Annotated in this window: 12 protein-coding genes; 6 read left to right on the top strand and 6 right to left on the bottom strand. The window is 67.4% G+C overall.

Going from position 1 to position 12,966, the window contains the following annotated elements; all coding sequences use genetic code 11:
- Positions 1-361 precede the first annotated feature (361 nt).
- Positions 362-1,624 carry a tyrosine--tRNA ligase gene (tyrS, locus tag AU187_RS09265; RefSeq protein WP_172800203.1) on the bottom strand — a complete coding sequence of 421 codons (1,263 nt, stop codon included), beginning with the start codon at positions 1,622-1,624 and terminating at the stop codon, positions 362-364.
- Between the two features lie 146 nt (positions 1,625-1,770).
- Here tyrS and AU187_RS09260 point away from each other — a divergent pair, with 146 nt between their 5' ends.
- Positions 1,771-2,502, top strand: a complete 732-nt coding sequence (locus AU187_RS09260) for a class I SAM-dependent methyltransferase (protein ID WP_082683725.1) — start codon at positions 1,771-1,773, stop codon at positions 2,500-2,502.
- 10 nt (positions 2,503-2,512) lie between these two features.
- Here the strand turns inward: AU187_RS09260 and AU187_RS09255 are convergent, their stop codons facing one another.
- Complete coding sequence (locus tag AU187_RS09255; RefSeq protein WP_059099335.1) at positions 2,513-3,124, bottom strand: DNA-3-methyladenine glycosylase; 612 nt, start codon at positions 3,122-3,124, stop codon at positions 2,513-2,515.
- 58 nt (positions 3,125-3,182) lie between these two features.
- On the opposite strand from AU187_RS09255, the gene AU187_RS09250 reads away from it, so the two are divergent.
- The 3 genes from AU187_RS09250 to AU187_RS09240 are packed head-to-tail and all read left to right on the top strand — an operon-like array spanning position 3,183 to position 5,328.
- Positions 3,183-3,956 (top strand): ABC transporter ATP-binding protein, encoded by a 774-nt coding sequence (locus AU187_RS09250; protein WP_059099336.1) that lies wholly within the window; start codon positions 3,183-3,185, stop codon positions 3,954-3,956.
- Entirely contained in the window at positions 3,881-4,708 is an 828-nt protein-coding gene (locus AU187_RS09245) for an ABC transporter permease (RefSeq protein WP_082683724.1), read from the top strand. The genes AU187_RS09250 and AU187_RS09245 overlap by 76 nt, the downstream gene beginning before the upstream one ends.
- 5 nt (positions 4,709-4,713) lie before the next feature.
- Positions 4,714-5,328, top strand: coding sequence for a TetR/AcrR family transcriptional regulator (locus AU187_RS09240; RefSeq protein WP_059099389.1), 615 nt, complete (start codon positions 4,714-4,716; stop codon positions 5,326-5,328).
- On the opposite strand, the gene AU187_RS09235 is transcribed toward AU187_RS09240, so the two are convergent.
- The 3 genes from AU187_RS09235 to AU187_RS09225 all read right to left on the bottom strand — a co-directional run bounded on the left by AU187_RS09235 (position 5,311) and on the right by AU187_RS09225 (position 9,144).
- A complete protein-coding gene (locus AU187_RS09235) occupies positions 5,311-5,538 on the bottom strand; it encodes a Trm112 family protein (RefSeq protein ID WP_059099337.1) in 228 nt (75 codons plus the stop codon). The two genes, AU187_RS09240 and AU187_RS09235, sit on opposite strands and share 18 nt — an antisense overlap.
- Positions 5,539-5,544: 6 nt before the next feature.
- On the bottom strand, positions 5,545-6,090 hold the full coding sequence (locus AU187_RS09230; protein ID WP_156425380.1) for a hypothetical protein: 546 nt from the start codon (positions 6,088-6,090) through the stop codon (positions 5,545-5,547).
- A 90-nt stretch (positions 6,091-6,180) separates the two neighbouring features.
- On the bottom strand, positions 6,181-9,144 hold the full coding sequence (locus AU187_RS09225; protein ID WP_059099338.1) for an acyl-CoA synthetase: 2,964 nt from the start codon (positions 9,142-9,144) through the stop codon (positions 6,181-6,183).
- 100 nt (positions 9,145-9,244) lie between these two features.
- Here AU187_RS09225 and AU187_RS09220 point away from each other — a divergent pair, with 100 nt between their 5' ends.
- Positions 9,245-11,002: an ABC-F family ATP-binding cassette domain-containing protein gene (locus AU187_RS09220; protein WP_059099339.1), complete on the top strand. Its 1,758-nt coding sequence runs from the start codon at positions 9,245-9,247 to the stop codon at positions 11,000-11,002.
- A 29-nt stretch (positions 11,003-11,031) separates the two neighbouring features.
- Positions 11,032-11,481: a TIGR03618 family F420-dependent PPOX class oxidoreductase gene (locus AU187_RS09215; protein WP_059099391.1), complete on the top strand. Its 450-nt coding sequence runs from the start codon at positions 11,032-11,034 to the stop codon at positions 11,479-11,481.
- A gap of 1 nt (position 11,482) precedes the next feature.
- On the opposite strand, the gene argH is transcribed toward AU187_RS09215, so the two are convergent.
- Positions 11,483-12,895 carry an argininosuccinate lyase gene (gene argH / locus AU187_RS09210; RefSeq protein WP_059099340.1) on the bottom strand — a complete coding sequence of 471 codons (1,413 nt, stop codon included), beginning with the start codon at positions 12,893-12,895 and terminating at the stop codon, positions 11,483-11,485.
- Positions 12,896-12,966: the final 71 nt, after the last annotated feature.

The following is a 12,966-nucleotide window of genomic DNA, read 5'->3' as shown; positions in this document are numbered from 1 at the left end:
GAAAAAGAGGCAGGCAAAAAACAACAACAAACAAAAACCACCAAACACACTATTGAGTTCTCAAACAACACACCCGCACGGCCGCGCGACTAGCCCGCGGCTTTGAAGCCGCGTACTCGTAGTGCGGACGCTCAGGAACCCACCGAAGTGGGATTTCCCTCTGGGAACCGCCGCGCTCTTCGGGCTTGGCCCGTGTCGCAGCGACGAATCAACAAGGTACGTGAGGGAAAACTAGGAGTCAAATGGCCTGATAGGACGGGTATTTCAACTCGACACCTGTCACGCGCACCAAGGTGCGTTGACTCCAACCAGAGGGTCTAACGCCCCGGCCCTCTTCGTTGTTCCCGTCTCGGTTGAGAATTCACGCGACCCGTTCGATGCCCGCGATGTTGCGCTTACCGCGGCGCAGCACGAGCCAGCGGCCGTGGAGAAAATCGGCGGGCTGCGGAACCCACTCCTCGCTGTCGACCCTGGCGTTGTTGACGTAGACGCCGCCCTCGGCGATCGTCCGCCTGGCCGCCCCTTTGCTCGCGGAGAGCCCACTGACCACCAGGAGGTCGGTGATCGAGTCCGGCTGCCCTGGCTCGAGCTGGGCGACCGCGGCCTCTCGCAGGGCGGCGCCCAGCGTGGGTTCGTCGAGTTCAGCGAGCTCACCGCGACCGAAGAGGGCCTGGCTGGCGTGCTCGACCGAGCGCGTCGCCGCCTCGCCGTGTACCAGCGTGGTGAGTTCGCGGGCCAGTCGACGCTGCGCGGCGCGCTCGTGCGCTCGCTCCGTCGTCGCCTCCTCGAGCTCGGCGAGCTCGGCGGGGGTCAAGAAAGTGAACCAGCGTAGATAACGGATGACGTCGGCGTCCGCGGTGTTGATGAAGTACTGGTACCAGGCGTACGGGCTGGTCATCTCGGGGTCCAGCCATAGGCTCCCGCCGCCGGTCGACTTGCCGAACTTCTTGCCTTCGGAGTCGGTTACCAACGGAGTCGTCAGGGCGTGCACCGTCGCTCCGTCCTTCTGGCGGACCAACCTCACGCCGGCGATGATGTTGCCCCACTGATCGGAGCCGCCGACCTGCAAGGTGCAGTCATGGCGCCGGTGCAATTCCACATAGTCGTTGGCCTGCAGCAGCATGTAGCTGAACTCGGTGTAGGAGATGCCCTCGCCCTCGAGCCGGCGCCGGACCGTGTCGCGGTCGAGCATCACGTTGACCGAGAAGTGCTTTCCGACGTCGCGCAGGAACTCGATCGCCGACAGCGGCCCCGTCCAGGACAGGTTGTTCTCCACCACCGCGCCCGTCGCGGAGCCGTCGAACTCGACAAAACGCTCGAGTTGACCGCGAATCCGGTTGGCCCAGTCCGCCACGGTGTCCGCGGTGTTCAGCGTGCGTTCGCCGGTATCGCGGGGGTCGCCGATCATGCCGGTGGCGCCGCCGGCGAGCACAATCGGTCGATGCCCGGCCTGCTGAAAGCGGCGCAGCGTCAACAGCGGGATGAGATGGCCCGCGTGCAGGCTGGGAGCGGTCGGGTCGAAACCCGAATACAGGGTCACAGGTCCGGTGGCCAATGCCGCCGCCAGCGCGTCCTCGTCGGTGGACTGCGCGACCAAACCGCGCCACCGCAGCTCGTCGAGAATGTCCGGGGTGCCCTTAGACGTCACGGTGTCGATCTTCTCGTACCGCGACGGATCGGCCGCAGCCGGTTCGCCCGCAGGCGGTGACCACGAGAAGCGGCCGCCGCGGTAAGCGCGCCGCGTCCTGATCCGCACATTCGGTCGATAGCATGGCGCAGCGCGAACGCCGCCGAGAGGGAGAGTCGAGAGGGAGAGTCGAGCACCGTATGACAGCGCCGGATCCATTGGAGATTCGCAAAGGAGCGGCGTTCTACAACGCGCGGGGGCTCTTCATCTACAACGTCTACGTTTTGAGGTTCAACAACCGATGGCTGTGGCGTTGCCCCCGGCGCCGACTCCTGGAGCATTACGACTCGCACATCCGCTGCAACCACCTCGACATCGGGCCGGGCACGGGGTGGTACCTGCAGCACACCACGTTTCCCTGCCGCGACCCCAAGCTCACACTGCTCGATCTGAGCCCGGATAGCCTCGCGACGGCGGGCAAGCGCCTGCGCAAGCTGTCGCCGAGGCTGCTGCATTCGGATATCTTTTCTCCGATCCCCACGCACGAGAAGTTCGACTCCATCGCCGCCAACTATGTGCTCCATTGCATTCCGGGTGACTGGGAAGGCAAATCCTTGGCGATCGAAAATGTCGCCAACGCTCTCGCGCCCGATGGCGTGTTCTTCGGCTCCACGATCCTGGGTGTAGGCGTTCGCCACAACCTGTTGGGTCGGCGAACGATGAACCGATTCAACGCATCGGGCACCTTCCATAACGACACAGACGACCTCGCCGGCCTGCAAAAGGCCCTCGACGCCTACTTCGAGAAGTTCACGACGACGATGGTCGGGACTGTCGCGCTTTTCACCGCCGCCCATCCGCGCATTGCTGCATGACGACCGGCCCTTAGTCGCTCGCACCCGGCATCGGAGCACGTGGACTGCGCCGGTACAGCGACACCTCCGGACGCCCGGCGAGCCACAGCCGCCAGGGCCGATCGGCGGCCTTGCTCACACCGACCCGCGGACCCTCCGCGGCGGCGTGCTGCTCGCCGAGCGTCAGCCTGATCGGGCTCTTCTTGGCGAACACGTCAGTCCCGTTGTCCTCCATCGTGATTCCCAGAGCCGAGCACAAGTTGCCCGGTCCCCTCGCCAGGGCAACCGGTCGAACCAGCTCCCCGCGCCGCGCGAGCGCCGCGTCCAGGCCCGCTTCAATCGCCGCGGCCCTGAGCAGCACGGCCCCCGCGACGCCGTCGGTGGCGCACACGATGTTGGCGCACACATGGATTCCGTGACTGCGGTAGGTGTAGAGGCGCCCGGCCGGTCCGAACATCACGGAGTTACGCGGTCCCGGCCCGCGAAAGGAATGGGCCGCCGCGTCCGGCCACGGGCCATCGGGAGGCCCGCCGTACGCCTCGACCTCGACGATCATCGCGCTCACCCCGCGCCCGGACAGCATCGCGCCGAGAAGCCGCCGCGCCGCCGTCAGTGGATCCGTGGACAGCAACTCGGCGCTCACCGAAGCGATTCTGCCGGTGCCCTTGACAGGCCTCACGAGCGGGCGCAGTATTCATCACATGATGACTTCATCGCATGATGAATTCCCCGGGTCGCCGTCCGCGCCGGCCGTCGACATCTCACATCTGCGGGTCGTCCGCGGTAAGCGCCTGGCCCTCGACGACATCACTGTGCGGATCGCGCAGGGCACCATCACCGGCCTGCTCGGTCCTTCGGGATGTGGCAAGACCACGCTGATGCGCAGCATCGTCGGCACGCAGATCATCACCAGTGGTTCGGTGACGGTGCTGGGCAAGCCCGCCGGGTCGGCGGACCTGCGGCACCGGGTTGGCTATGTCACGCAGGATCCGACGGTCTACGACGACCTACGAGTGATCGACAACGTCCGATACTTCGCCTCGCTGTACGGGACCGACGCCGAGGCCACCGATGAGGCCGTCGCCGCCGTCGGGCTCGACGACCATCGAACCGCGGTGTGCGCCAACCTATCCGGCGGCCAGAAGACGCGCGCCTCGTTGGCGTGCGCCCTCGTCTCGCACCCGGATCTGCTCGTCCTCGATGAACCGACAGTCGGACTGGACCCGGTATTGCGGGTGGACCTGTGGGAGCAGTTCCACCGCTTGGCGAGTCATGGGACGACGCTGCTGGTGTCCAGCCACGTGATGGACGAGGCCGATCACTGCGGTGAGTTGTTGCTGATGCGCGAAGGTCGCCTGCTCACCCACACCACACCGACGAAGCTACGAGAGGACACGGAATGTCAGTCACTGGAGGAAGCGTTTCTGTCCGTCATCAGGCACAGCACCGCGGCCGCCGCAGCCGAAGCAGGTTGAGTCCGCAGGCATATCTCGCCACCACCGGCCGCATCCTGCGTCAACTGGCGGCCGATCACCGCAGCGTCGCGATGATCCTCGTGGTGCCCAGCCTGATCATCACGTTGCTCTATTTCATGTTCCAGGATGCTCCGCACCCGCCCGGAACACCGTCTCCGTTCAACAACGCCTGCTTGATCATGCTCGGCGTGTTTCCGCTCGTGGTGATGTTTCTGATCACGTCGATCACCATGCAGCGCGAACGGGTTTCGGGCACGTTGGAGCGGATCCTGACCACTCCCCTGCGCCGTACCGACCTGCTCGCCGCGTACGGCACCGCGTTCTCGATTGCCGCTGCCGCGCAGGCGACGCTCGCGTGCATCGTCTCGTATGCCTTCCTCGGTTTCAGTACCGAAGGCAGCCCGGTGTGGGTGTTCACGATCGCGATCATCAACGCCGTACTCGGGGTCGGTCTGGGTCTGCTGTGTAGCGCGTTCGCACGCACCGAGTTTCAGGCCGTGCAGTTCATGCCCGTGGTGATCGTCCCGCAGCTTCTGCTGTGCGGAATCATCGTTCCGCGCGACGTGCTGCCGGACTGGCTGCAGTGGATCAGCAACGTGCTGCCCGCAAGCTACGCTCTGGAGGCGCTGCGACAGGTCGGCGCCTATTCGGAGCCGACATTCATCGCGGTGCGAGACATGGCGGTCGTGATCGGCTTCGCGATTCTGGCGCTGTGCCTTGCGGCGGCCACGCTACGACGAAGGACACCGTGACGACGTTGACCACCAACGCTGAGCGCAAACGCCCCGGCCGGCCGCCCGGACCGTCGGACACCCGGGAGCGCATTCTGTCGAGCGCGCGGGAGTTGTTCGCCCGCAACGGAATCGACAAGACCTCGATTCGCGCGATCGCCGCAGCGGCGGAGGTCGATCCCGCGTTGGTACACCACTACTTCGGGACGAAAACCCAGTTGTTCGCCGCGGCGATCCACATCCCGATCGACCCGATGCAGGTCATCGGCCCGCTGCGGCAGGTTCCGGTGGAGGAGATCGGCCGCGTACTGCCGTCACTTCTGTTGCCGCTGTGGGATTCCGAAATGGGCAAGGGTTTCATCGCGACGCTGCGGTCGATGCTCGCGGGCAACGAATCGTCTTTGTTCCGGACATTCCTGCAGGAGGTGATCGCCAAAGAGGTCGGCTCGCGTGTCGACGACCCGCCCGGTAGTGGGCCGATCCGCGTGCAATTCGTCGCCTCGCAATTGGTGGGCGTGGTGATGGCCCGCTACATCCTCGAACTCGACCCGTTCAGATCACTGCCGGTGGAGCAGATCGCGGAGACCATCGCGCCGAACCTCCAGCGATACCTCACCGGAGAGCTACCCGGCTTCCCCTGACGCGCGGTTTACCATCCGCTGGTGCTCGGCCTCGTCGGTGACGGCGACGGCCTCGTCGATCAACAGCACCGGGATGCCGTTGTCGATGCGGTATGCCCGGCGTAGCCGTGGGTTGTAAAGGTATTCCGGCTGATCGGGGTCGACGAGCAGCAGCGGTCCGCGGTCCTGCGGGCAGACCAGGATTTCGAGAAGTTTCGCGTCGAACGCCACGGCGGATCAGCCGGCCGGGGCGGTCATGCCGGGAATGACGGGCACCGGGCCGGCGACGGGTCCGTTGTCCACCACGGCCTGGGCGGCCCGCGCCTGCAGCTTGCGCTGATAGGCGATGGTCTCCTTGAGCGCTTCGACGAGCGGCGTCTGGTTCGGCCGATGTTCGAGCGCGTCCGCCAGCGCCGCTGCGTTCGCGTTCGACGGGCGGTAACCCTGCTGGCGCAGCTTCACCGCGTCGTCGATCAGCTTGGAGATCTGACCGCCGCCGTCACCCTGCCGGTACTCCTCGTGAATGAGGGAAAGCACCTGGTCGGCGTTCACCTTGGGCGCGGCCTCGTCGTCTTTGTTGCAGTCCTCGCCGGTGCAGGGCGTCGGCGGCCCCTCGGCTTGGGGCTCGGGGGCCTCGGTTTCGACCGTCGGCTCCGCGGGCTGCGCTACCGCGGTGGGCAGTGCGACACCGGTCAGCAGGCCGGCGACCAGCACGCCACCGGCGAGCGTGCCCAGGACGAGGCGACGCCCGACGTCGCGATGCGTACCGGTTCGCGATGTCATCAAACCTCCAGCTCGGTGGCGCGGCCGCCCGGTCCGGCGACCTGCCGCCAGCGGGAGCCTAACAGCGCCCGGCACCCGCGGCAGGTCGTGCTATTGGCCGTCGGCGAGCTCGGCGCGCACCGCGACGGTCAACCGCTTGTACCGATTCGTATCGGGGTCCAGATACCAGGCGTTACGCGACGGTTTCGGAACACCTTCCGCGCGCAGCGGGCTGACCAGCGGTCGGTACGACGCGCTGAACGCCATCTTCGGCACCACATGGACGATGTCGGGCGGGTCGCCAACCGGCAGCTCGGCCATCGCCTCCGACAGGTCCGCGGACGGAATGCTGCCGCCCGGGCACAGGGCCAGCGCGGTGACGGCGAGCTGGCGGTCCTTGGTCTGCACCCCGTAGGTGACGGCGAGGTCGACCGCGCCGAGGCATCCGACGGCGTCGTTGACCGTCGATGCGAACACGCATCCGCGTTCGGTGTGGATGACCGCGCCGCGGTTGTCGACGAGCCAGTAGTCGCCGTCGGCGTCGCGGCGGAAGAGGTATTCCGTCGACACCCAGGTGTCCGCGGGCGCAAAGACCCCCCGTTTCACCGGCGCAGTCGGATCGACCGGTCCCCGCGGGCGGGCGATCAGCACGCCGACCTCGTTGGCCTCGGCCCGGCGTACGAACCCGCGCTCGTCCTCCAGGATCAGGTCTTCTTCGGGGTCGTAGGCGGCCAGCTCGAGGTCCCGTCCCCCCGGGAGCGGACGGCCCTTGCTGCCGATCTTCGCACCGGACACGTTGGCGAGCACAGCTTGTCCGTCGGTGGTCGCGAAGAACTCGACGACGTGCGCGGGCTTGAAGATGTCGACCACGCGCTTCCACAGCCCCGTCGGCATACCCGAACCGATGAACAGCCGCACCGGGTGGCTGCCGTGCAGGGAGAAAGACGGGTCATCGATGACCTCGCGCAGCATCGCCCACGTATAGGTCACCACCGTGACGCCGTACTGGCGGATCTCCTTGACGAACCGGTCGGGCTGCAACCCGCGCGACAGCGCGATCCGCGAGCCACCGACGGCGGCACCGCCCAGCGCGACCAGCAACCCGGACTGATGGTGCAGCGATGTCAGGCAGTAGACGGTGTCGCTGCGACTGAGGTTGGCCGCCGATGCGGTGCCGAACGCCGAGATGGCCCAGCGGGCGTTGGTGATCTGCCTGGCGACCAGTTCTCCGCCGATCGAACTGAAGCCGACGAACGCAAGGTCTCGGGCGAGGCCCGGATTCGGTCGGTACCAGCCGGGCAGATCGACCGCATCGGGGTCGATCTTCTCCATGTCGATGACATCGGCGTCCCCGGGGACGTCCAGGTCGCGGGACTCACCACCGCCGAGCACCAGCACGCGCATATCGAGTTGCCGGGCGGCGTCGAGGTTGCTCGGGTCGGCGATGACGTCCGACACCGAACCGAGTCGCGCAGCTGTGGGCAGGTCGACGTCGGGCGGCATCAGCACCGCGACCGCACCGAGCCGCGACAGCGCCGCGATCGCCACCAGCGCGCTGGGGCGGGTTTCCATCAGCACCCCGACGTGCGCCCCCTGGCGCACCCCGACATCGATGAGACCGCGGACGACGTTGTTGATGCGACGGTCCACGGCTTCGTAGGTGTGGACTCGGCCGTCGAACAGCAGGCAGTCGCCGCCAGGAAGGTCACGGGCCTGCTCTGACAGGATCCGGCCGAACGAGATGCGGGTGTGCTCGTTGATCTGGCCGAGCCGGGCCAGACGCGGCAGTGTCCGGGCCGTCTCGACGGCCAACGCCCGGGCGGACTTGTTGGCGGTCACGACCGCATCGGCCGCCGAACGGGCGAGGCTCCATGCCATCTCGGTGGCAGCAGCGGTGCTGTGCGCGACCCGCGAGCTGAACGACACACCCGTCTCGTTGGGTTCGGCCTGCTGCAGGGCCATCGGGTTGACGCCCTCGGGCTGGTCGCCGGCGCCGTCGAGCCACTTGACCCACTGCGCGACGGTCGGCCATGTCTGGCTGGCCGCCTTCGACCCGACGACGAGCCCGAAATGTCCTGAGCGGATGAGGTATTCGTAAACATCGGCCCTGGGGGCGGCGCGTTTGATGCCGCGCACCGAGGCGGGCTGGCCGATGTCGTCGACCTCGCCGATCACCGCCAGCACGGGGCAGTCGATGTCGGAGAGCGTGACCAGGTCACCGTGAATGGAGAAGCCGCCGCTCATCATCCGGTTGTGCGCGATGAATTGTTTGAGCAGTTCTGCGATTGCGGGACCGGACCACGCGATCCAGCCTTCGGAGGCCAGGAAGCGACGCTGCTGCTCCCGCGGCAGCAACGCCTCGCGGTCGTGCAGCTGGCGCAGGAAGTCGATGCGCGACTGCGCGGTCTTGATCGGGTCGAGCATCTGAAAGCCGGTGCGCGCGAGCCACCCCGGGATGTCGATCCGGCTGAACACGTGATCGGCCATGAAGTCCGCGGCCGCGGGCGCGATGCTGGCCGGCATGTTCATCGGCAGCGCGGCCAGGGTGTCGACCGGCGAGCCGAACGCGATGATGCTCGCGAGGTCCTTCGACCTGCGGTAGGCCGCGACCTGGTAGGCGAACATGCCGCCCTGCGAGTAGCCGGCGAGGTGGACGTCGCGGCCCGCCACCTCTTTGACGGTGTCGATGGCCTCGCTGAGCGCGACCACGTGGTCGGCGAGCGTGCGCTCCATGCCGCCCTCGACCTTGTCGGGTGCGCCGAAGTCGATGACCCACGGGTCGATGCCCCCCTTGTGCAGGATGCCCACCGCGCCGTCCTCGCGGGTGACGTCCCACATGTCGGCCGACATCATCATCGGATGGACCATCAGCACGGGTGGTCCGGGCGGTTTGGCGCCCGGCCTGCTGTCGGGCGGGAAGTAGCGCCGCAGCCGGTACATCGGGACGCTCTGGATGATCTGGAACGGCGAGGGCACGGCACCGGTTTCCAGGCCGCCGTAGCGCAGCACTTCCAGCCCGTTCTGGGCGGTGGCCACCAACCGCCCGACCGGCCTGGTTATCGCCGACAGATCCACACCGCACGCTCCCCTTCAAGCCGACGCCGCTACCCCCGATTGCCGACGTCATCATGGCACAGCGCCCGGTCTCGGAGGGCCGACCTATCATCGGCGGCTGATGGCGAATCTGATCAACGTCGAGCGCGCGACGGTGAGCTACGGCACGCGGACGCTTCTCGATGCGGTCAGCCTGGGAATCGACGACGGCGACGCGATCGGCGTCGTCGGGCGCAACGGCGACGGTAAGACCACGCTGCTGCAGATCTTGACGCTCGCCCGCGCGCCGGATTCCGGCCGGGTCACTCACACGTCCGGGTTGTCGGTGGGCTACCTGCGGCAGAGCGACGACTTCGCCGCCGACGCCACCGTGCGCGACGTGATCGTCGGCGGCAGGGCCGACCACGTCTGGGCCGCCGAACCCGACACCCGCGACGTCGTTTCCCACCTGTTGGCCGACGTTGCGCTCGACACAGTGGTCGGTCGGCTGTCCGGCGGTGAGCGGCGCCGGGTGGCATTGTCGGCGGTGCTGATCGCCGGGCACGACGTGCTCGTACTCGACGAGCCGACCAACCACCTCGACGTCGAGGTGATCGGCTGGCTGGCCGAGCACCTGAATCGACGCGGAGCCAAGGCGCTCGTCGTGGTGAGTCACGACCGCTGGTTCCTCGACGCGGTGTGCACCCGGACGTGGGAGGTGCACGACGGCACCCTCGACGGGTACGACGGCGGTTATGCGGCCTACGTGCTGGCCCGCGCCGAGCGGATGCGGCTGGCGGCCGGCGCCGAGGCGCGCCGGCAGAATCTGATGCGTAAGGAACTGGCGTGGCTGCGCCGCGGTCCGCCCGCGCGGACATCGAAACCGAAGTTTCGGATCCAGGCCGCCAACGATCTGATCGCCAACGAACCGCCTCCGCGTGATTCCCTTGTGTTGCAACGCTTTGCGACAACACGTCTGGGAAAGGACGTTTTCGACCTCCACCGCGTCCGCCTCCAGGCGGGCGACAAGGTGATCCTCGACAAGGTCGACTGGTCGATCGGGCCCGGCGCACGCATCGGTCTGGTCGGGGTCAACGGCACGGGCAAGACGACGGTGTTGCGGTTGTTGGCCGGTGAGGTAGCGCCGACCGCGGGAACCCTGAAGCGGGGCGCCACGCTCAAGATCGGCTATCTCAGCCAGGCGCTGGCCGAAGTCGACGGCTCCGACCGTGTACTCGACGCCGTGGAGAACCGCAGGCGCATCACGGAATTGGCGGGCGGCGCGGAGGTGAGCGCCGACACGCTGTTACGCGATTTCGGATTCACCGGTGACAAGCTGACCGCACGGGTGGCGGAGCTGTCCGGTGGCGAACGGCGCCGGCTGCAGTTCCTGCGGCTGCTGCTCGACGAGCCGAACGTGTTGCTGCTCGACGAGCCGACCAACGATCTGGACATCGACACGTTGACCGTCATCGAGGACTACCTGGACGGCTGGCCGGGCACGCTGATCGTCGTCACCCACGACCGCTACTTCCTCGAACGGGTCTCCGATGTGACGTATGCACTGACCGGCGACGGCCGCTGCGACCTGTTGCCCGGCGGGATCGAGCAGTACCTGGCAGACCGTGCCGCCGCGGCATCTCCGTCGTCGGCCTCCGGACGTGCCGAAGCGCCGCAAGGCGAGACCGCGTCGGCGCGGGAGCGGCGCACCGGCAAGGAGATGGCCCGCATCGAGGGTCAGTTGGAGAAGCTGGAGTCGCGGATCGCAGCGTTGCACGAGGCGATGGCCGAGGCGGCCGCCGACCACGTCCGCGTCGGCGAGCTCAATGCCGAACTGCAGGAGTTGCAGGCACGCAAGGATTCTCTCGAAGAAGCCTGGCTGGCCGCGGCGGAAGGGTGATTGACTGGCTCGGTGGGAAGGAGCCCGTCATGGCCGATGTCTCCGCCTTTTCCGACCTGGTTGCCGCCGATCACGGACTGTGTGTGCTGAGCACGCTGCGTCGCGACGGCAGTATCCAGTCGTCGGTTGTCAACGCCGGAGTCCTGCCGCACCCGGTCACCGGCGATCCGGTGGTGGGGGCGGTCGCCGTCGGCGGCTCCCGCAAATTGGACAATCTGCGCGCCGACCCGCGCGCCACGATCGTGGCCCGCGCCGGTTGGCAGTGGGCGACCGTCGAGGGTGAGGCCGAGCTCATCGGTCCTGACGACCCGCATCCGAACGTCGACGAGGCGGGGCTGAAAACCTTGTTGCGCAATGTCTTCAAGGCGGCCGGTGGAACACACGACGATTGGGACACCTACGACAGGGTGATGGCCGAGGAACGTCGCGCCGCGGTGCTCATCAGGCCCGGGCGGATCTACACCAACCCTGCCGGCTAGGTCATCGGCTCAAACGTAGCCGCAGCCGGTCTGCCGTCTCGCGGACGACGCCGAGTTGCTTGGCTACCTGGATCGGCGCCGTGCCGCCGCGGGCGTCGCGTGAGTTCACCGAGCCTTCGATGGTGAGCACCTCACGCACCTGCGGTGTCAGTTCAGGGTGGATCGAGGCGAGTTCGGCGTCCTCGAGGTCTTCCAGGCCGATACCGCGGGCCTCCGCCGCGCGGACCGCTGCGCCTGCGGCTTCATGCGCGACGCGAAACGGCACTCCCCTGCGAACCAGCCACTCGGCGACGTCTGTCGCCAATGTGTAGCCCAGCGGGGCGAGTTCGGTCATCCGGTCGACGTCGAAGCGCAACGTCGCCACCAAGCCGGCCATTGCCGGCAGCAGCAGCTCCAGCTGGGCGGCGGAGTCGAACACTGGCTCCTTGTCCTCCTGCAGGTCCCGGTTGTAAGCCAGCGGCTGCGCCTTCAGCGTGGCCAGCAGCCCGGTGAGGTTGCCGATCAGGCGACCGGACTTGCCGCGAGCCAGCTCGGCGATGTCGGGATTCTTCTTCTGCGGCATGATCGAGCTGCCGGTCGACCAGGAGTCATCCAGCGTGACGTAGCCGAATTCCGTTGTACTCCAGAGGACGATGTCCTCCGCGAGACGGGACAGGTCGACCGCGATCATCGAGAAGACGAATGCGGCCTCGGCCGCGAAGTCGCGGGATGCCGTCGCATCGACCGAATTGTCGGCAGCGGTGTCGAAGCCCAGGTCCGCGGCGATCGCATCGGGGTCCAGGCCCAGCGAGGAGCCCGCCAGTGCGCCGGAACCGTAGGGCGACACCGCCGCTCGCTTGTCGAAGTCGGCCAGCCGGTCGACGTCGCGCAACAGCGGGTGCGCGTGCGCGAGCAAGTGGTGCGCGAGCAATATCGGCTGCGCGGATTGCAGGTGCGTCTTGCCGGGCATCATCGCGGTCGGGTGGGCTGCAGCCTGTGTCGCCAGCGCATCGACGACTTCGAGCGCACCGGCCGCGACGCGCCTGATCGCGTCGCGCAACCACATCCGAAACAGCGTGGCCACCTGGTCGTTCCGCGACCGGCCGGCCCTGAGGCGGCCGCCGAGTTCCGGGCCGACCCGGTCGATCAGCCCCCGTTCCAGCGCGCCGTGCACATCTTCGTCGGTCGGCAGCGGTGCGAAGCTGCCGTCGGCGACATCGGAGGCCAGACTGTCGAGGCCGGCGATCAGGCCGTCGCGCTGCTCATCGGTCAGCAGGCCGGCGTTGAACAGCACCTGGGCGTGCGCTTTCGACGCCCGGATGTCGTAGGGCGCGAGCACCCAGTCGAAGTGTGTCGACTTGGACAGCGCTGCGAGCGCGTCCGACGGGCCGCCGGAAAACCGTCCGCCCCACAGCGACCCTTCGTTGGTGCTCATATCAGGTCGCTCACTTCGGCGCGAATGACCACGTTTGTACGTCCGAATCCGGCGTGTCGAGGGGCAAACAC

The organism is Mycobacterium sp. IS-1556, assembly GCF_001499985.1.
GTDB lineage: Bacteria > Actinomycetota > Actinomycetes > Mycobacteriales > Mycobacteriaceae > Mycobacterium.
The sequence above is the reverse complement of the archived record's forward strand: the minus strand, read 5'-3'. Positions and strand labels throughout refer to the sequence as shown.

Excerpts from the sequence above, each read along its gene's own strand:
- AU187_RS09260 (WP_082683725.1), top strand. The coding sequence starts at position 1,771 with ATGGCGCAGCGCGAACGCCGCCGAGAGGGAGAGTCGAGAGGGAGAGTC.
- AU187_RS09250 (WP_059099336.1), top strand. The coding sequence starts at position 3,183 with ATGATGACTTCATCGCATGATGAATTCCCCGGGTCGCCGTCCGCGCCG.
- AU187_RS09245 (WP_082683724.1), top strand. The coding sequence starts at position 3,881 with ATGTCAGTCACTGGAGGAAGCGTTTCTGTCCGTCATCAGGCACAGCAC.
- AU187_RS09230 (WP_156425380.1), bottom strand. The coding sequence starts at position 6,090 with ATGACATCGCGAACCGGTACGCATCGCGACGTCGGGCGTCGCCTCGTC.
- AU187_RS09220 (WP_059099339.1), top strand. The coding sequence starts at position 9,245 with ATGGCGAATCTGATCAACGTCGAGCGCGCGACGGTGAGCTACGGCACG.
- AU187_RS09215 (WP_059099391.1), top strand. The coding sequence starts at position 11,032 with ATGGCCGATGTCTCCGCCTTTTCCGACCTGGTTGCCGCCGATCACGGA.
- argH (WP_059099340.1), bottom strand. The coding sequence starts at position 12,895 with ATGAGCACCAACGAAGGGTCGCTGTGGGGCGGACGGTTTTCCGGCGGC.